Consider the following 20,036-nt stretch of genomic DNA (forward strand, 5'->3'; position numbering starts at 1 on the left):
AGACGCGGGAAAGCGCAGCGCGCCTTCCCGTTTCGCTTGACGTCGATTATTTCGCGATCGATGCGCTCTTCAGGCGGCCGAACGCACCTTCGATGAGGGCCTTCTGCTGCTCGTAGTGCTTCGCGTAGTAGCCAACCGCCGGCGAGGCCGAAGCCGGACGGCCGCTGTATGCCAGCTTCTGCCCTTCCTTCATGCCTTCCTTCAGGTGGTGCTCGACGTAGAACCAGGGGCCCTGGTTCTGCGGCTCGTCCTGCACCCAGACCACTTCAGTCGCGTTCTCGTACTTCTTCATTTCGGCTTCGAACTGCTTGTGCGCGAACGGATACAGCTGCTCGATACGGATGATCGCGACGTCGTTCGCCTTCGCTTCGCGGCGATGCGCGACGAGGTCGTAGTACACGCGGCCCGAGCACACCAGCACGCGCTTGACCTTCTTCGCGTCGATGCCGCCGTCGGTTTCGCCCAGCACCGGCTGGAACGAACCCTTCGCGAGTTCCGACAGGTCCGACACCGCTTCCTTGTGGCGCAGCAGCGACTTCGGCGTTGCGACGATCAGCGGCTTGCGGAACAGACGGATCATCTGGCGACGCAGCAGGTGGAAAATCTGTGCCGGCGTCGTCGGTTGAACGACCTGCATGTTGTGATCGGCACACAGCTGCAGGAAACGCTCGATACGCGTCGACGAGTGTTCCGGACCCTGGCCTTCGTAGCCGTGCGGCAGCAGCATCGTGAGACCCGACACGCGGCCCCACTTCACTTCGCCCGACGAGATGAACTGGTCGATCACGACCTGCGCGCCGTTGACGAAGTCGCCGAACTGGGCTTCCCACAGCACGAGCGTGTTCGGCTCGGCGGTCGAGTAACCGTATTCGAAGCCCAGCACCGCTTCTTCCGACAGCACCGAGTCGATCACCGTGAACTTCGCCTGACCGTCGGCGATGTTCTGCAGCGGCACGTACGTGCCGTCGTTCCAGCGCTCGCGGTTCTGGTCGTGCAGCACCGCGTGACGGTGCGTGAACGTGCCGCGGCCCGAGTCCTGGCCCGTCAGGCGCACCGAGTAGCCCGATGCGACGAGCGACGCGAATGCGAGGTGTTCGCCCATGCCCCAGTCGAGCGGCTGATCACCGCGCGCCATGTTGCGGCGGTCGTTGATCACGCGCTCGACGAGCGGGTGGACCTTGAAGTTTTCCGGGACCGTCGTGATGCGTTCGCCGAGGCGCTTCAGTTCGGCGAGCGGCACGGCCGTATCAGCTGCATCCGTCCACTTGCGGTTCAGGAACGGAACCCAGTCGACCGCGTACTTGCTCTTGTAGTTCGACAGGACCGGATCGACGGTGTGGTGGCCGTCGTCCATCGCCTTGCGGTACGCCTTCACGTAGTTGTCGGCGTCTTCGGCGGTGATCACGCCCTGCTGCACGAGCTTCTCGGCGTACAGCGCACGGGTGCCCGGGTGCTGCGCGATCTTCTTGTACATCAGCGGCTGCGTGACCGCCGGCGTGTCCTGCTCGTTGTGACCCAGCTTGCGGAAGCAGACGATGTCGATCACGACATCCTTGTGGAACTGCATCCGGTAGTCGATTGCGATCTGGATCGCGAGCACGACGGCTTCCGGATCGTCGCCGTTCACGTGCAGCACCGGCGCTTCGATCATCTTGACCACGTCGGTACAGTACAGCGTCGAGCGCGCGTCGCGCGGGTCGGACGTCGTGAAGCCGATCTGGTTGTTGATGACGATGTGCAGCGTGCCGTGCGTGCCGTAACCGCGCGTCTGCGCGAGGTTCAGCGTTTCCATCACGACGCCCTGGCCAGCGAAGGCCGCGTCACCGTGGATCTGCACCGGCAGCACCTGCAGGCCGTCTTCGTCGCCGCGACGGTCCATCCGTGCCTTCGCCGAACCTTCGACCACCGGGTTCACGATTTCGAGGTGCGACGGGTTGAACGCGAGCGACAGGTGGACCGGGCCGCCTTCGGTCGACACGTCCGACGAGAAGCCCTTGTGGTACTTCACGTCACCTGCCGGCAGGTCGTCGACGTGCTTGCCTTCGAATTCGGCGAACAGGTCGGCCGGCATCTTGCCCAGCGTGTTGACCAGCACGTTCAGACGGCCGCGGTGCGCCATGCCGATGATGATTTCCTGCACGCCGGTCTTGCCTGCGTGCTGGACGACTTCGTCCATCGCCGCGATGAAGCTTTCGCCGCCTTCGAGCGAGAAGCGCTTCTGGCCGACGTACTTGGTGTGCAGATAGCGCTCGAGGCCTTCCGCTGCCGTCAGGCGATTCAGGATGTGCTTCTTCTTGTCGATCGAGAAGGACGGCGTCGCGCGGGTCGATTCCAGGCGCTCCTGCCACCAGCGCTTCTGCTCCGGATCGCTGATGTACATGTATTCGGCGCCGATCGTGCCGCAGTACGTGTCACGCAGGCCCTTGACGATGTCGCGCAGCGAAGCCTGGTCGAAACCGAAATACAGGTTGCTTGCGCTGTACGTCTGGTCGAGGTCGCCTTCGGAGAAGTCGTAGAACGCGGGTTCGAGTTCGGGGATGGCGGGACGTTCGCGACGCTTCAGCGGATCCAGATTGGCCCATTGCGAGCCGAGGAAGCGATATGCGCTGATGAGGGACTGGACGTGGACCTGCTTGCGCGCGGTCGCCAGATTGCTCGTGCTTTCGCGCGGGATGAAGGCATTGGCCTTCGCACGCTCGGCAAACGATTCGACGATCGGGAAATGAGCAACGTCATTGGCGTTCGAGCCGTCGGTTGCAGGCACGTTCTGCAGCGCGTCGAAATACTCTCGCCAGTTCTCCGGCACCGATGCCGGATTGTTGAGGTATGCATCGTACAGTTCTTCAACGTACGAAGCATTGCCGCCGAACAGATAGGAGTTCAGCTGAAACTGCTTCATTACATCTGACATTTTACGCTCACCTTTCTTCGAGCTTCTCGAGAAATAGCGGGTTACTCAACCTTCCGCGACACGGCCTGACCGTTTAGCGGATTGCGAATCAAGTCTTGCTTGGAAGGACCTAAAACTTGCGTGCGCGCAGCATATCACAGAACCGATACCGAAGTTCACGGCGAAATGTGGCTGAAAGCACCGCGTGACGGGGTTTCGCCGGATTGCCGCGACTCGCGGGAACAGTGTTTTGCAACCCGCCCGATTGCACACTGCGCAGATGCAAAAAAGGCCGCCCGGAGGCAGCCTTTTTCGTCATGCACAGGAACGGCCGATGCTTAGTCGACCGCGCCTTCGCGGCTCGCGCGGCGACGCTCGTGCTCCTTCAGGAAGCGCTTGCGCAGACGGATCGACTGCGGCGTCACTTCCACGAGTTCGTCGTCGTCGATGAATTCGACCGCGTATTCGAGCGACATCTGGACCGGCGGCACGAGACGCACGGCTTCGTCGGTACCCGACGCCCGCACGTTGGTCAGCTGCTTGCCCTTGATCGGGTTCACGACGAGGTCGTTGTCGCGGCTGTGGATACCGATGATCATGCCCTCATACAGCGCGTCGCCCGGCTTCACGAACATGCGCCCGCGATCCTGCAGCTTCCACAGTGCGTACGCCACGGCAGCGCCGTCGTCCTGCGAGATCAGCACGCCGTTGCGGCGCTCGAAGACCGAGCCGTCCTTGACCGGTGCGTACGAGTCGAAGATGTGGCTCATCAGGCCCGTGCCGCGCGTCAGCGTCAGGAATTCGCTCTGGAAGCCGATCAGGCCACGCGCCGAGATCTTGTATTCCAGACGCGTGCGACCGCGGCCGTCCGACGCCATGTCGAGCATTTCGCCCTTGCGGCGACCGAGCTCCTCCATCACGCCGCCCTGATGCTCGTCCTCGACGTCGACGGTCAGCAGCTCGTACGGCTCGTGCCGCACACCGTCGATTTCCTGCATCACGACGCGCGGACGCGACACGGCCAGCTCGTAGCCTTCACGGCGCATGTTCTCGACGAGAATCGTCAGGTGCAGTTCGCCGCGGCCCGACACTTCGAACACCGTTTCGTCGCCGGTATCCTTCACGCGCAGCGCGACGTTGTGATTCAGTTCCTTCATCAGGCGGTCGCGGATCTGGCGGCTCGTCACGAACTTGCCTTCGCGGCCGGCCAGCGGCGACGAGTTGACGAGGAAGTTCATCGTCAGCGTCGGCTCGTCGACGGTGATCATCGGCAGCGCTTCCGGCGTATCGACCGCGCAGATCGTCGCGCCGATGCCGACGTCTTCGATACCGTTGATCAGCACGATGTCGCCGGCTTCCGCCGACTCGACCTGCACGCGCTCGAGGCCCTTGAACGACAGCACCTGGTTGATCTTGCGGTTCAGCACGTCGCCTTCCGGACCGAAGCGCATCACGACCGGCTGACCCGGCTTGATGCGGCCGCGCGTGATGCGGCCGACGCCGATCCGGCCGACGTACGTCGAAAAGTCGAGCGACGTGATCTGGAGCTGCAGCGGCGCTTCCGGATCGGCCGGGCGAACCGGCACGTGCGCGAGGATCGCCTCGAACAGCGGACGCATGTCGCCTTCGCGGGTCGCCGGATCGAGCGACGCGTAGCCGTTCAGGCCCGATGCGTAGACGATCGGGAAGTCGAGCTGCTCTTCGGTCGCGCCAAGCTTGTCGAACAGGTCGAAGGTCTGGTTGATGACCCAGTCGATCCGCGCGCCCGGACGGTCGATCTTGTTGATGACGACGATCGGCTTCAGACCGAGCGCGAGCGCCTTCTTCGTGACGAAGCGCGTTTGCGGCATCGGACCCTCGACGGCGTCGACCAGCAGCAGCACCGAGTCGACCATCGACAGCACGCGCTCCACCTCGCCACCGAAGTCCGCGTGCCCCGGCGTGTCGACGATGTTGATGTGCGTGCCTTCGTATTCGACCGCGCAGTTCTTCGCGAGAATCGTGATCCCGCGCTCTTTTTCGATGTCGTTCGAGTCCATCACCCGCTCGGCAATCTGCTGGTTCTCGCGGAAGGTGCCGGACTGGCGGAGCAGTTGGTCGACGAGCGTGGTCTTGCCGTGGTCGACGTGAGCGATGATGGCGATGTTGCGAAGGGCGCGGGTCATAGAAACCTGGAAATCGTTGAACGCGCAAACGCGCACGCTCGTCAGTCACCGGGACACGTGCGCGCGCGTTGCAGCTTGGAAACCGCAAATTATAGCACGTGAGGATGTCGAAAGCCGGACTGCCTTTGCAACGCAGCAAACGACGCCTCCCTGCCCTCGTCGCAGACCGGTAAATCGAGCCGGCAGATCGACCGGCCGACACCGCCGACGGCAAGCCGAAAACCCTGACGACGACACGGGAATTTCGGGACGCGGAGCGCGCCCTCGCCCGTTCGATTAACATTTGCCGCGGCAAGCAATTGTGCCTATACTGCTGCCTAGTCAACTATTGCAGCTTCAGGGTTTTATGTCGGATTCTCCTTCCCAATCGCCTGTTTCGCCGTTGTCCTCGTACCAGATGAACGACAGCGTCGGTTATCTGATGTCGCGCGTGAAATCGGTGATGACCAACCTCGTCACACAGCGCACGCAGGAAGAGCTCGGCATCACGGGCACGCAGGCGAGCATGCTGTTCATGATCGCGGTCGGCAAATGCTCGACGGCCGCGGAGCTCGCCCGGGAATACGGGATCGACGCGAGCGCGGTCACGCGCCTGCTCGATCGCGTCGAGAAGCGTGGCCTGCTGTCCCGTATGCGCAGCATCGAGGATCGACGGGTCGTGCGTCTCGAGCTGACCGACGAAGGCCGCGCGCTGGCGGAACGGTTGCCGCCGGTGTTCCGCAGCGTGCTGGACCAATTGCTGGACGGTTTTACGCCTGAAGAAGTCGGATTCCTGAAGAGCATGCTGCGCCGCATTCTCAGCAACTATTGCGAGACCGCCGGCGGTAGCGTCACGTAATAGTTGCCATAACAATTACTTTCGACAGATTAATGTAAGGAAATCCTTGCAGTGTCCATCATTCATTCCGAGTCAGGGAACAGCGCGATGAAATCCTCCCCGTTGTCCGTGCGCGCCGGGTCGTGCCGCGCCGCCGTTGCCGCCGCGGTCGCCGCGCTGGCACTGGCGGGCTGCGCAAACTACATCGGCATCAAGAGCGACAAGCAGATCGCTCCCGCGTCGCAATTCGAAACCGCCCAGAGCCTGCCCGCCCAGGGCGGCCAGTGGCCGGCACTCGACTGGGCGAACCAGTTCGGCGATCCGCAACTGCCGAAGCTGATCGACGAGGCGCTCCAGGGCAGCCCGTCGATCGCGCAGGCACAGGCGCGCATCGCGAAGGCGTCGTCGTACATCGAATCGTCGCGCTCGAACCTGATGCCGAAGGCCGAAGCCAGCTATTCGTGGACGCGCGAGCTGTATTCGTCGAACGCGCTGTTCCCGCCGCCGTACGGCGGCCAGTGGTATAGCGAGAACAACGCGCTCGCGAGCGCGTCGTGGGATCTCGACCTGTGGGGCAAGAACCGCGAGCGCCTGCATACGGCCGTGTCGCAGGAAAAAGCCGCCGAAGCCGACATGCAGCAGGCGCGCATCACGCTCGCGTCGTCGGTCGCCCGCACCTACAACTCGCTTGCGCAACTGTATGCGCTGCGCGACATCGCGCAACGCGAGATCACCAACCGCCAGACGGTCGGCAAGATCACCGACGGCCGCGTATCGGCCGGCCTCGACACCAACGTGGAGCGCCAGACCGCGCGCGGCAACATCGCGACGACCCAGGCGTCGCTGTCCGATCTCGACGGCCAGATCACGACCGTGCGCTACCAACTCGCCGCGCTGCTCGGCAAGGGGCCGGACCGTGGGCTGCAGATCGCCGCGCCCGTGATGAACCCGACCGGCGAAGTCGCGCTGCCCGGCAACCTGCCGGCCGACCTCGTGTCGCGCCGTCCCGACATCGTCGCCGCGCGCTGGCAGGTCGAGGCCGCGATGCACGACGTGAAGGAAGCGAAGGCCGAATTCTTCCCCGACGTCAACCTCGCTGCCGGCTTCGGCTTCGATGCGTTCGGCTGGGGCAAATTCCTGAACTTCGCGAGCCGCCAGGCGCAGTTCGGCCCCGCCATCCACCTGCCGATCTTCGATGCCGGTGCGTTGCGCGCGCAGCTCAAGGGCCGCTATGCAGACTTCGACCTGTCGGTCGCGAACTACAACCAGACGCTCATCAGCGCGCTGAACGACGTCGCGACGCAGGTCGCGTCGATCCGCGCGGTCGATCGCCAGATGGACGACGCGCAGCGTGCGCTCGACGCGTCGACGCGTGCATACGACCTTGCCGTGATCCGCTACAAGGCCGGCCTGTCGCCACAGCTCCAGGTGCTGACCGCCGACAGCAACCGCCTCGCGTCCGAACAGACGGTGACGAACCTGAAGATGCGCCGGCGCGACATGCAGCTCGCGCTGATCAAGGCGCTCGGCGGTGGGTTCGACGCGACCGGCACGCGGCTCGCCGCGCCCGACGCCGACAAGCAGACAAAACAGGCCGCCAACTGATCCGGCGCCACCACTACGCAGATACTCGAAATAACGGACGGAGAAAATCGCCATGAGCGACCCTCAACAAAACGCCGCCAGCGCACAGGCGCAAAACAACGGGAAGCGCAAACGGATGATGACGCTGCTGATCGCGGTCATCGTGATCGCGGCCATCGCGTACGGTCTGTATTACTTCCTGGTCGCGCGCTTCCATGAAGAGACCGACGACGCGTACGTGAACGGCAACGTCGTGCAGATCACGCCGCAGGTCACGGGTACCGTGATCGCCGTGAAGGCCGACGACACGCAGACGGTCAAGGCCGGCGATCCGCTGGTCGTTCTCGATCCGGCCGACTCGCAGGTCGCGCTGCAACAGGCCGAGGCCAACCTCGCGCAGACGGTACGCCAGGTGCGCGGCCTGTTCGTCAACGACGACCAGTACCGCGCGCAGGTCGCGCTGCGTCAGTCCGACCTGTCGAAGGCACAGGACGACCTGCGCCGCCGGATGGCCGTCGCGCAAACGGGCGCCGTATCGCAGGAGGAAATCTCCCACGCACGCGACGCGGTGCGCGCCGCGCAGGCGTCGGTCGACGCGGCGCAGCAGCAGCTCGCCTCGAACCGCGCACTGACCGCGAACACGACGATCGCGTCGCACCCGAACGTGATGGCCGCGGCAGCGAAAGTTCGCGACGCGTATCTCGCAAACGCGCGTAACGTGCTGCCCGCGCCGGTCACCGGGTATGTCGCGAAGCGCTCGGTGCAGGTCGGCCAGCGCGTGTCGCCGGGCAACCCGCTGATGTCGGTCGTGCCGCTGAACGCTGTGTGGGTCGACGCCAACTTCAAGGAAGTCCAGCTCAAGCACATGCGCATCGGCCAGCCGGTCGAATTGACCGCCGACATCTACGGCTCGTCGGCCGTCTACCACGGCAAGGTCGTCGGCTTCTCGGCCGGCACGGGTTCGGCGTTCTCGCTGCTGCCGGCGCAGAATGCGACGGGCAACTGGATCAAGGTCGTGCAGCGCCTGCCGGTGCGTATCGAGATCGATCCGAAGGACCTGGAGAAGCACCCGCTGCGCATCGGCCTGTCGATGCAGGTCGACGTCGATATCAAGGACGAGCGCGGCGACCAGCTGGTCAACGCAAAGAACACCGTCTACGAGACCAGCGTGTTCGCGAAGTACGGCGACGAAGCCGACGCCGAGATCGCGCGCATCATCGCCGAGAATGCCGGCGGCAACGCGCCGGCACCGGCCGCGGCGAAGTCGAACGGCACCGCAAAGATGATGTAACGGCTCCGATTCCGGAAAACTACCGACATGGCACAGGCTCCTGTTTCCCACCCGCCCCTGCAGGGCGGGCAACTCGTGCTCGGAACGATCGCGGTATCGCTCGCGGTGTTCATGAACGTGCTCGACACGTCCATCGCGAACGTCGCGATCCCGACCATCTCGGGCGACCTCGGCGTATCGTCCGACCAGGGTACGTGGGTCATCACGTCGTTCGCCGTCGCGAATGCGATCTCCGTGCCGCTGACCGGCTGGCTGACCGATCGCTTCGGGCAGGTTCGTCTGTTCCTCGCGTCGATCATCCTGTTCGTCATCTCGTCGTGGATGTGCGGGCTGGCGCCGAGCCTGCCGTTCCTGCTCGCATCGCGCGTGCTCCAGGGCGCGGTCGCCGGGCCGATGATTCCGCTGTCGCAATCGCTGCTGCTGTCGAGCTATCCTCGCGCGAAAGCGCCGATGGCGCTCGCGCTGTGGTCGATGACGACGCTGATCGCACCGGTCGCGGGCCCGATCCTCGGCGGCTGGATTTCGGACAACTATTCGTGGCCGTGGATCTTCTACGTGAACATCCCGGTCGGCATCGCCGCCGCGCTGGCCACCTGGTCGATCTATCGCACGCGCGAATCCACGGTGCGTCGCGCGCCGATCGACGGCGTCGGCCTCGCGCTGCTCGTCTTGTGGGTCGGCTCGCTGCAGATCATGCTCGACAAGGGCAAGGATCTCGACTGGTTCGCGTCGACGACGATCATCGCGCTCGCGCTGATCGCGGTCATTTCGTTCGCGTTCTTCGTGATCTGGGAGCTGACCGCAGAACATCCGGTCGTCGACTTGTCGCTGTTCCGGATGCGCAACTTCACGGGCGGCACGATCGCCCTCGCGGTCGGCTACGGGCTCTACTTCGGCAACCTCGTGCTGCTGCCGCTGTGGCTGCAGACCCAGATCGGCTACACGGCAACCGATGCAGGCCTCGTGATGGCGCCCGTCGGGCTGTTCGCGATCCTGCTGTCGCCGCTGACCGGCAAGTTCCTGCCGCGCACGGACCCGCGCTACATCGCGACCGCCGCATTCCTGACGTTCGCGCTGTGCTTCTGGATGCGCTCGCGCTACACGACCGGCGTCGACGAGTGGTCGCTGACGCTGCCGACGCTCGTGCAAGGCATCGCGATGGCCGGCTTCTTCATCCCGCTCGTGTCGATCACGCTGTCCGGCCTGCCCGGCCACCGCATTCCCGCGGCATCGGGCCTGTCGAACTTCGTGCGGATCATGTGCGGCGGCATCGGCACGTCGATCTTCCAGACCGCGTGGGACCACCGGAACAATTTCCACCACGCGCAACTGGTCGAGCAGACCAACCCGTACAATCCGACGTTCAACCAGGCCGTCACGCAGATGGGCAACCTCGGGCTGACGCAGGACCAGGCGCACGGTCTCATCAACAACATGGCCACGCAGCAGGCCGCGCAACTCGGCGTGAACGACCTGTTCTATATCTCGGCGGCGATCTTCGTGCTGCTGATCGGACTGATCTGGATTACGAAGCCCGAACGCGCGGGCGGCGGCGATGCGGGTGCGGCGGCGTCGGCTGCACACTGAGCACCGCGCTCGGACGCACACGCCAAACAAAAAGCCCGGTCGATTTCGACCGGGCTTTCTTTCATGCCGACGGCGCTTGCGCACCGCGCATCACGCTGCCGTCACGACGAGGCGTTCAGGTGCGAGCACGCCGTTGGCCTTGCGAGCCACGCCGAGCAGCCGTGCCGCGTCGTACACGCGCACACGCTCGCCCTCCGCCGCGTCGATCGAATCGAGCGCCGACAGCGGCAGACGCTGGCCGTGCAGGAACCGCTTCGCGCAGGCTTCGTCGAGACGCACCAGCGGAAACGTCGACAGCAGCGCGTCGACCGGCTGAAGCCACGCATCGCGCGCCGCTTCGGCGGCGTCGGACAGCGCGTCGAGCGTCACCGCATGTTCGAGCGTCAGCGCGCCGACGCCCGTGCGACGCAGCATCGTCAGATGCGCGCCGCAACCGAGCGCTTCGCCGATATCCTCCGCCAGCGTGCGCACATACGTCCCCTTGCTGCAAGTCACGCGAAACGTCACGTCCGGCAGGTCGCAGGCCAGCAGATCGAGCGCATGGATCGTCACGTTGCGGCCTTCCCGTTCGACGGTCTGGCCCGCGCGCGCATATTCATACAGCGGCTTGCCGTCGCGCTTGAGCGCCGAATACATCGGCGGCACCTGCACGATCTCGCCGGTAAAGCGCACGAGCGCCGCCTCCACCGCCGTCCGGTCGCATTCGACGACGCGCGTGTCGAGCACGTCGCCTTCGGCATCGCCGGTGGTCGTGCGCACGCCGAGACGCATCGTCGCTTCGTAGGTCTTGTCCGCTTCCAGCAAGTCCTGCGAGAACTTCGTCGCCTCGCCGAAGCACAGCGGCAATAGCCCCGAGGCCAGCGGATCGAGCGTGCCGGTATGGCCGGCTTTCTTCGCGAGAAGCAGGCGCTTCGCGCGAATCAGGGCTTCGTTACTCGACAGGCCGACCGGCTTGTCCAGCAGAAGGACGCCGTCCAGCGCGCGCCGCGGCACGCGTGGACGCTGAGGAGCTGCAGTCGTCATGGTGCGCGCGCGCTCACTCGTCCTTCGCGGGCGCGTCGGCTTCGTCGTCGTCCTTCGCGCGCGTCGAGTTGGCTTCCTTGATCAGACGCGACATTTCCACCGCCTTTTCGATCGTCTGGTCGTAATGGAAATGCAGCGTCGGCACCGTATGAATGTGCAGGCGCTTGAACAGCAGGTTGTGCAGGTGACCCGACGCATGGTTCAGCGCTTCCTGCGTCTTCTCCGGATCGCCGGTGAGCGCCGTGAAATAGACCTTCGCATGCGCATAATCCGGCGTGAGCTCCACGCTCTGGATGGTCACGATGCCGATGCGCGGGTCCTTGACCTCACGCATGATGAGCTCGGACAGATCGCGTTGAATCTGGTCTGCAATCTGAACGTTGCGATTGGGGGAAGTACGTTTCCTGGACATGATCGATCCGTGATCCGTTTATCAGGATAAAGCGGCGCGCCGCTGGCACGCCACCATGAAAATGGGCGGGACAGGCCCAAGCCTGCCCCGCCCACGAGCCGATACGCGACGATTACAGCGTACGTGCGACTTCGGTCACTTCGAAGACTTCGAACTGGTCGCCTTCGATGATGTCGTTGAAGTTCTTCACCGACATACCGCACTCGAAGCCTTGCTTGACTTCCTTCACGTCGTCCTTGAAGCGCTTCAGCGATTCGAGTTCGCCCGTGAAGATCACGACGTTGTTGCGCAGCACGCGAACCGACGACGAGCGCTTGACGATACCGTCGGTGACCATACAGCCGGCAACCGTACCGACCTTCGGCACCTTGAACACCTGGCGCACCTCGACCATGCCCGTCACGACTTCGCGCTTCTCCGGCGCCAGCATGCCCGACATCGCGGCCTTCACCTCATCCACTGCGTCGTAGATGATGTTGTAGTAGCGAATGTCGATACCGTTCGCTTCGGCCAGCTTGCGCGCCTGTGCATCCGCACGCGTGTTGAAGCCGATGATGACCGCCTTCGATGCCGTCGCGAGGTTGACGTCGTTTTCGCTGATGCCGCCCACCGCGCTGTGCACGATCTGCACGCGCACCTCGTCGGTCGACAGCTTGAGCAGCGACTGCACGAGTGCTTCCTGCGAGCCCTGCACGTCCGCCTTGATGATGAGCGGCAGGTTCTGCACTTCGCCTTCGCCCATCTGCTCGAGCATGCTTTCCAGCTTCGCGGCCTGCTGCTTCGCCAGCTTGACGTCGCGGAACTTGCCCTGACGGAACAGCGCGATTTCGCGCGCCTTGCGCTCGTCCGGCAGCACGATCACTTCCTCGCCCGCACCCGGCACTTCCGACAGACCCTGGATTTCGACCGGGATCGACGGGCCGGCTTCCTTCGTCGGCTTGCCGTTCTCGTCGAGCATCGCACGCACGCGGCCATAAGCCGTGCCTGCCAGCACGATGTCGCCGCGGTTCAGCGTACCGGACTGCACCAGGATCGTCGCGACCGGGCCCTTGCCCTTGTCCAGCTTCGCTTCGATCACGATGCCCTTGGCCGGCGCCTCGACCGGTGCCTTCAGTTCCAGCACTTCGGCCTGCAGCAGCACGTTCTCGAGCAGGTCGTCGATACCGGCACCCGTCTTCGCCGACACCGGCACGAACGGCGAATCGCCACCGTATTCTTCCGGCACGACGCCTTCCGCGACCAGTTCCTGCTTGACGCGGTCCGGGTTCGCTTCCGGCTTGTCGATCTTGTTGATCGCCACGACGATCGGCACGCCACCCGCCTTCGCGTGAGCGATGGCTTCCTTCGTCTGCGGCATCACGCCGTCGTCGGCAGCCACCACCAGCACGACGATGTCGGTCGCCTTCGCGCCGCGTGCACGCATTGCCGTGAACGCCTCGTGACCCGGCGTATCGAGGAACGTGATGACACCGCGCGGCGTTTCGACGTGGTATGCGCCGATGTGCTGCGTAATGCCGCCCGCTTCGCCCGCTGCAACCTTCGCGCGGCGGATGTGGTCGAGCAGCGAGGTCTTGCCGTGGTCGACGTGACCCATCACGGTGACGACCGGCGGACGCGGCAGTTGCTCCGCATCGGTACCGGTCTCGCCTTCGACCAGCAGTGCTTCCGGATCGTCCAGCTTCGCGGCGACCGCACGGTGGCCCAATTCCTCGACGACGATCATCGCCGTTTCCTGGTCCAGCACCTGGTTGATCGTGACCATCTGGCCCATCTTCATCATCACCTTGATGACTTCGGAGGCCTTGATCGACATCTTGTGCGCGAGATCGGCAACCGAGATGGTTTCCGGCACGTGCACTTCACGCACGATCGGTTCGGTCGGCGCCTGGAACGTCGATGCGCTGTCCTGGTGACGGCCGCGACCCTTCGGGCCGCCGCGCCAACCGCGGTCGACGCCGCCGCTCGAATCGCCACGCGTCTTGATGCCGCGGCGCTTCGCCGCGTCGTCCTGCCAGCCGCCCTTGCCGCCACCCGGCTTCTTGTTGCGGTCGCCCGCGCCTGCCGGTGCCTGCGTCGTTGCCGGCGCTGCGCCGGCCGGCTTCTTCACGGCCGGACGCGCCTGCGCGCCTGCGCCTGCCGGCTTGGCCGGCTTGTGCAGCGTGCCCTTCGCTTCGGCCGGCTTCGGCGGTTCCACCGGCTTCGGCGGCTCGACTGCCTTGACCACGGCCTTGCGCGGCGTGTTCATCATTTCGCGGATCGCGCGTGCCTCGGCTTCTGCCGCCGCACGACGCTTGCTGATCTCTTCCTGCTCGGCCCGCGCCTTGTCGGCCGCCTCGCGGGCAGCGTCCTCGGCCTTCTTCGCCGCTTCACGCTGGGCCGCACGTTCGGCGGCCGCGCGCGCTTCGTCCTGCGCGGACTGCGCACCGGCGGCTTCCTGCTGGGCTTCGGCGGCCTGCTGGGCAGCAGCCTGCTGTGCCGCTGCGGCTTCGGCCGCGGCGCGCTTCGTCGCTGCTTCTTCCTCGGCACGACGGCGCTCGGCTTCGGCCGCTTCCTCGCGGGCACGGCGCTCGGCTTCCTCGCGCTCGAGGCGTTCCTGGCGCTCGCGCAGTTCCTGCGCCTGCTTTTCGAGCAGCTCCGCCTCGCGGCGCGCTTCTTCCTCGCGACGCTTCAGATCCGCATCGTCATCCGCTTCGGCAACCTGCGCCTGACCCTGTTCCGCACCCTCGGCCACGTCGTCGCGCTTGACGAACGTACGCTTCTTGCGGACCTCGACCTGAATGGTGCGAGCCTTGCCCGTCGCGTCAGACTGCTTGATCTCCGACGTATGCTTGCGGGTCAGCGTGATCTTGCGCTTGTCGCCGTCGGTTGCGCCGTGCGACTTGCGCAAATGATCGAGCAGACGCGCCTTGTCCGCCTCGGACAGCGCATCGTCTTCACTCGCTTTCTGGACGCCCGCTGCCTGCAGCTGTTCGAGCAGCACACCAGCAGGCATTTTCAGTTCCGCGGCAAATTGGGCTACGTTGTTACTCGCCATTCATTCCTCTTAGTGCAAGGACCGATTCCTTGCGGTTAGCATCGGGTCAGGCCATACGGCCGCCATCAAATCAGTGCGCCATGGTCATTTCTCACTGGAACCAGTGTTCACGTGCTTTCATGATCAACGCCTTAGCGGCATCCTCTTCCATCCCGGTCATGTCGACCAGTTCATCCACAGCCAGCTCGGCGAGATCGTCGCGCGTCTGCATGCCGTGTTCGGCCAGCTTCGCGAGCAACTCCGGCGTGACGCCGTCGAGGCCCTTCAAATCCAGCGCTGCGTTTTCGACCTTTTCTTCGTTCGCGATCGCCATCGTCAACAGTGCGTCGCGTGCGCGGTTCCGCAGCTCGTGCACGGTGTCCTCGTCGAATGCCTCGATTTCGAGCATTTCGTTGAGCGGCACGTAAGCGATCTCTTCGAGGCTCGTGAAGCCTTCGTCGATCAGGATGTCGGCAACTTCTTCGTCGACGTCGAGACGCGCCATGAACAGCGAACGCAGTCGATCGCGCTCTTCACCCTGCTTCAGGGCGGATTCGTCCGGCGTCATGATGTTGATCTGCCAGCCGGTCAGCTCGCCGGCAAGGCGAACGTTCTGACCGCTGCGGCCGATCGCGACAGCCAGCTCGTTTTCGTCGACGACGACGTCCATCGAGTGCTTTTCTTCATCGACGACGATCGACTGGACGGCTGCCGGCGCGAGCGCGCCGATCACGAACTGGGCGGGATCCTCGGACCATAGCACGATGTCGATGTTTTCGCCACCGAGCTCGTTGCGCACGGCCTGCACGCGCGAACCGCGGATGCCGACGCAGGTGCCGATCGGATCGATCCGCTTGTCGTAGGCGATCACGCCGATCTTCGCGCGCACGCCCGGATCGCGAGCGGCTGCCTTGATCTCGAGCAGGCCCTGCTCGATTTCCGGCACTTCCATCTCGAACAACTTCATCAGGAACTCGGGCGCCGTGCGCGAGAGTTCGATCTGCGGGCCGCGCGCGGTGCGGTCGACCTTCGCGATGTATGCACGCACGCGGTCACCCACGCGCAGGTTTTCCTTCGGGATCAGCTGGTCGCGACGCAGCAGCGCTTCGACACGGCCCGATTCAACGATGAAGTTGCCCTTGTCGAGGCGCTTCACCGTGCCCGTCATGATCTTTTCGCCGCGCTCGAGATAATCGTTCAGGATCTGCTCGCGCTCGGCATCGCGCACCTTCTGCAGAATCACCTGCTTGGCGGCTTGCGCGCCGATACGGCCGAACTCGATCGACGGCACCGGCTCCTCGATGAATTCGCCGACTTCGACGTCGGGGTTCTGCTCACGCGCTTCGAACAGCAGGATCTCGCGATCCGGTTCCTGCAAGCCTGCCTCGTCGGGCACGACGAGCCAGCGACGGAAGGTTTCGTGCTCGCCGCTTTCGCGATCGATATGGACGCGGATTTCGGCGCCTTCGTCGAACAGCTTCTTGGAAGCGGACGCGAGCGCAGCCTCGAGGGCGCCCAGCACCACATCCTTGTCGACGTTTTTCTCGCGCGCCAGCGCATCCACCAGCATCAACACTTCGCGACTCATTATTTGCGGCTCCTAAAGTCAACTTGCGGAATCAGGCGGGCTTTGTCGATATCGGCCAGCGTGAAATCCAGCATGGCTGCCTCGCCCTTCTTCCTCTCAAATTCCAAACCGATCGTTTCGCCATTCGGCGCGTGCAGAATGCCCCGGTACGTCTTGCGCCCGTCCAGCGGCTTTTTCAAGGTCACGGAAACTTCGCTGCCGGCGAAGCGCTCGAAGTCGGCCAGCTTCTTCAACGGGCGGTCGAGCCCCGGTGACGAGACTTCGAGCCGTTCGTAATCGATGTTTTCGACCGTCAAGACGTGCTGGAGCTGACGCGTGACCTTTTCGCAATCTTCGAGCGAGATGCCGGCAGGCTGATCGATATAGATGCAAAGCATGCCGCGCCCGGTGCGCTCGAGATCCACCAGCTCGTAGCCGAGCCCGGTGACCGTGGTTTCTATCAGTTCCGTCAGTTGCACAGTGTCCTCTCAGGTGTTCGCGCCCGCCGCTCGCGATTCACCCGCGGGCGCGCGCCTTAGCCGGCGCAGGAAGCGCTACCCGAGATGCCTAACCGTTTCAGCAAAAAAAAATGGGCGGAACGCCCATCTTCTTACTGGTGGTCGCACCTGAGCCGCACATTGAATCCGTACGCCCAGCGACTCCGCGATTATAGCGATTTTTGGCGCAAACGCCAAGCCAGCCGGTAAAAGCAGCGTCCAGCCCGCCTTTACCGACCAAAAATGCGAAACCGGACTGTCCGACCAGGCGGCACAATCCGGCAGCGCGTATATATACAGTCAAAAGCAAACCGCGCAACGCGAGATGCCGATGCAACCCGACTCGCGCCAGTATTGCGGGCACACCGGCGGCTTCACGCCGCCGATCGCCGGAAACGCTCAGCGACCGCGCGAGCGATTACGCTGCGGACGCTGGCCGCCGCGCGCACCACCGCCACCGTTGCCGGCGCCTTCGGCGCGATTGCCGTTCGGATTGCGGTTGCCGCCCTTGCCGCCGCCGCGCTTGCCGCCCGCGCCTTCACGCTTGGGGCCGGCGCCATACGACGCACGATTGCCATCGACATCGCGACCGCCGCCCGAGCGGTTGCCGTAGCCCGACGGCGAAACCGGCAGGCTGCCGTAGCCGCTCAGGCCAGGCAAGCCCGGGGCGCCACGTCGACCGCCACCGCGACGCGGCTGATCGAGCTGACCATGCGTCGTCAGCACCGGCTCGCGGCCGATGAAGCCCATCGACGTCTGCATCGGATCCGGCTGGCGACGCTCGGCCTGCCCGCCACCACCACGCTTGCCCTTTTCCTCGGACGGCGCCTTCAGGCCGACGGTCGCCATCAGCTTGCGCACCTGCGCTTCGTCGAGCTCCTCCCAACGACCGCGCTTCAGACCGCGCGGCAGCGGAATCGGACCGTGACGCGTACGGATCAGGCGACTCACCATCAGGCCGGCCGCCTCGAACATCCGGCGCACTTCGCGGTTGCGGCCTTCGGCCAGCGCGACGTGATACCAATGGTTCGTGCCCTCGCCGCCGCCGTCGCGGATGCGCAGGAAGTTCGCCGGGCCGTCATCGAGTTCGACGCCGTGCAGCAGCTTCTGCCGCATCCCTTCGGACAGTTCGCCGACGACGCGCACCGCATACTCGCGCTCGACGCTGTAGCGCGGATGCATGAAACGGTTTGCGAGATCGCCCGACGTCGTGAGCATCAGCAGACCTTCGGTGTTGAAGTCGAGACGGCCCACCGCGAGCCATTTCGCCGTCTTCATCGGCGGCAGGCGATCGAACACCGACGGACGACCCTCCGGGTCCGCGTGACTGACGATCTCGCCCGTCGGCTTGTGGTACAGCAGCACGCGCGGCGGCTTGTTCGGCAGCTTGCGCTTGACCGGCTTGCCGTTGATGCGGACCTGGTCGGTCGGCATGATGCGCTGGCCGATGTGCGCGGGCTCACCGTTCACCGACACGCGGCCGGCGACGATCAGCTCTTCCATTTCACGGCGCGAGCCCATGCCGGCTTCCGCGAGCACCTTGTGGAGCTTCGGCGCGTCGTCGTCCGGCGACAGCACGCGCTTGTTCGTCGGCTGGTTGCGGCCGCGACGCAGCATCGGCGCCCGTACGCCGCTGCCGCCGGCGGAATTGTCCGCATCGAACGCCGGCGACGTCACATAGGCGAACAGGTCGTCCTGCGACGCCGCATCGCCGTCGGCCTTCGCTGCGACGCCCTCGGCCTTCGCCGAACCGCCGCGCCGCGCCTGACCGCCTTGCCCGCCCTGGGCACCCTTGGCCGCACCTTCGCGCTTGCCGGCCGGCTTGCGGCCGCCCTTGGCCGCGCCTTCCTTGCGCGGCGCGCGTGCGGGCTGAGCTTCCGCGGCCGGCTGCGCATCCGCGCCTTCGCCGCCCTGCGACTCGCCTTCGCCCTTCGACTTGGCCGCCGCGCGGCGGCGCGCGATCAGGCTGCGCGGGCCGCGCCGCAGGCCGCGGCGGGGACGCTCGTCACCACCCGCGGCCGGAGCATCCTGCTCCGGCGCATCGTCGGCACGCGCGGCCTGCACGGCAGGCGCGGACGATTCAATATCGTGGATATCAGTCAAAACAACCTCAAAATGTCAGGTCTCGCGCCCGGCTCGGGCGCGGCAAGAAGTCGGCCGCGATCAGGCGCGGCGCTGTTCGGGTTCTGCTTCGTCGTCCGGCAGTGCGTCGGCGCCGATGGGCGCACTGGCACTGCGTACGGCATCGGCGAGGCTGTCGGACGTATCGTCCAGCAGTTCGCCGTCCGCGGGACGGGAGCGTGAGGCGTCAGCGTGGCCAGGCTCGCCCGGCATGTCGCCGGCCGCCTCCGCTCCGTCTCCGGCAACCGCGTCGGCGGCCGGCTTGCGATCTTCCTCGTTCCCTTCCGCGCGCAGCGGCTCGGGCTGCTCGCCGGCCGGCGCTACTTCGGCGCCGCCCTGTTCCATCTGAACGCGATCAGCTTCCAGCGTATCGCGGTTCGGCATTTCCTGCGACGCCGCACCTTCCGCTGCGGCGTCGCCCGGCAATTCATCCGGCTGCATGTGCGACACGTCGGCCGCCGCTTCGCCGGCTTCCGGCACCGCGTCCGCTACCGGCGCGTCGCCATCGAAGTCCATCGCCTGCTGCGCGAGCAGCGCGGCCTCGATGTTCGCGGCCGGCTCCTCGAGCGCCGGCAGATCGTCGAGCGCCTTCAGGCCGAGATCGTCGAGGAACTGCTTGGTCGTCGCGTACAGCGCCGGACGTCCCGGCACGTCGCGATGCCCGATCACCTCGATCCAGCCGCGATCCTCGAGCTGCTTGACCACCTGCGTATTGACCGTGACGCCGCGAATCTCTTCGATGTCGCCGCGCGTGACGGGTTGCCGATACGCGATGATCGCGAGCGTTTCGAGCACCGCGCGCGAATATTTCGGCGGCTTCTCGGGATGCAGCCGGTCCAGATAATGGCGCATCGCCGGCTTGCTCTGAAAGCGCCATCCGGTTGCCAGCGCCACCAGTTCGACACCGCGACCGGACCAATCCTGTTTCAGATCTTCGAGCAACGTGCGGACCGTGTCAGCCGACACGCCGTCGGCAAAGAGCTTGCGCAAATCGCCGAGTTTCAGCGGTTCTTGCGCGCAGATCAAGGCAGTCTCGAGGACGATCTTCGCCTCTTGGGTATTCATGCAG

Annotated in this window: 13 protein-coding genes; 4 read left to right on the top strand and 9 right to left on the bottom strand. The window is 65.0% G+C overall.

Annotated elements, in window-relative coordinates; translation table 11 throughout:
- Positions 1-46: 46 nt before the first annotated feature.
- Both WS45_RS20860 and typA read right to left on the bottom strand, forming a co-directional pair.
- Positions 47-2,911, bottom strand: coding sequence for a 2-oxoglutarate dehydrogenase E1 component (locus tag WS45_RS20860; RefSeq protein WP_059533036.1), 2,865 nt, complete (start codon positions 2,909-2,911; stop codon positions 47-49).
- 317 nt (positions 2,912-3,228) lie between these two features.
- Positions 3,229-5,055, bottom strand: coding sequence for a translational GTPase TypA (gene typA, locus WS45_RS20865; RefSeq protein ID WP_059533039.1), 1,827 nt, complete (start codon positions 5,053-5,055; stop codon positions 3,229-3,231).
- Positions 5,056-5,401: 346 nt separating this feature from the next.
- On the opposite strand from typA, the gene WS45_RS20870 reads away from it, so the two are divergent.
- From WS45_RS20870 to WS45_RS20885, 4 genes are all read left to right on the top strand, one after another.
- Complete coding sequence (locus tag WS45_RS20870) at positions 5,402-5,893, top strand: MarR family winged helix-turn-helix transcriptional regulator (protein ID WP_059701459.1); 492 nt, start codon at positions 5,402-5,404, stop codon at positions 5,891-5,893.
- Between the two features lie 87 nt (positions 5,894-5,980).
- Positions 5,981-7,477 carry an efflux transporter outer membrane subunit gene (locus tag WS45_RS20875; RefSeq protein WP_059691811.1) on the top strand — a complete coding sequence of 499 codons (1,497 nt, stop codon included), beginning with the start codon at positions 5,981-5,983 and terminating at the stop codon, positions 7,475-7,477.
- 52 nt (positions 7,478-7,529) lie between these two features.
- Entirely contained in the window at positions 7,530-8,747 is a 1,218-nt protein-coding gene (locus tag WS45_RS20880) for an HlyD family secretion protein (protein WP_059701462.1), read from the top strand.
- 27 nt (positions 8,748-8,774) lie between these two features.
- Complete coding sequence (locus tag WS45_RS20885) at positions 8,775-10,334, top strand: DHA2 family efflux MFS transporter permease subunit (RefSeq protein WP_057924316.1); 1,560 nt, start codon at positions 8,775-8,777, stop codon at positions 10,332-10,334.
- Positions 10,335-10,424: 90 nt separating this feature from the next.
- Here WS45_RS20885 and truB read toward each other — a convergent pair whose 3' ends face one another.
- The 7 genes from truB to scpB form a co-directional block, all read right to left on the bottom strand.
- Entirely contained in the window at positions 10,425-11,357 is a 933-nt protein-coding gene (truB, locus tag WS45_RS20890) for a tRNA pseudouridine(55) synthase TruB (protein WP_059701464.1), read from the bottom strand.
- 13 nt (positions 11,358-11,370) lie between these two features.
- On the bottom strand, positions 11,371-11,769 hold the full coding sequence (rbfA, locus tag WS45_RS20895; RefSeq protein ID WP_059608561.1) for a 30S ribosome-binding factor RbfA: 399 nt from the start codon (positions 11,767-11,769) through the stop codon (positions 11,371-11,373).
- Between the two features lie 112 nt (positions 11,770-11,881).
- Positions 11,882-14,803, bottom strand: coding sequence for a translation initiation factor IF-2 (gene infB / locus WS45_RS20900; RefSeq protein ID WP_059533057.1), 2,922 nt, complete (start codon positions 14,801-14,803; stop codon positions 11,882-11,884).
- A gap of 91 nt (positions 14,804-14,894) precedes the next feature.
- The gene (nusA, locus tag WS45_RS20905) at positions 14,895-16,370 is read right to left on the bottom strand and encodes a transcription termination factor NusA (protein ID WP_059533060.1); all 1,476 of its coding nucleotides are present in this window, start codon (positions 16,368-16,370) and stop codon (positions 14,895-14,897) included.
- Positions 16,370-16,828 (bottom strand): ribosome maturation factor RimP, encoded by a 459-nt coding sequence (rimP, locus tag WS45_RS20910; RefSeq protein ID WP_014897219.1) that lies wholly within the window; start codon positions 16,826-16,828, stop codon positions 16,370-16,372. The genes nusA and rimP overlap by 1 nt, the downstream gene beginning before the upstream one ends.
- A 417-nt stretch (positions 16,829-17,245) precedes the next feature.
- The gene (gene rluB, locus WS45_RS20915) at positions 17,246-18,949 is read right to left on the bottom strand and encodes a 23S rRNA pseudouridine(2605) synthase RluB (protein ID WP_059701466.1); all 1,704 of its coding nucleotides are present in this window, start codon (positions 18,947-18,949) and stop codon (positions 17,246-17,248) included.
- A gap of 60 nt (positions 18,950-19,009) precedes the next feature.
- Complete coding sequence (gene scpB / locus WS45_RS20920) at positions 19,010-20,032, bottom strand: SMC-Scp complex subunit ScpB (protein WP_059701467.1); 1,023 nt, start codon at positions 20,030-20,032, stop codon at positions 19,010-19,012.
- Between the last annotated feature and the right edge of the window lie 4 nt (positions 20,033-20,036).

The sequence above is a fragment of the Burkholderia sp. RF2-non_BP3 genome (assembly GCF_001522185.1).
Lineage (GTDB): Bacteria > Pseudomonadota > Gammaproteobacteria > Burkholderiales > Burkholderiaceae > Burkholderia > Burkholderia diffusa.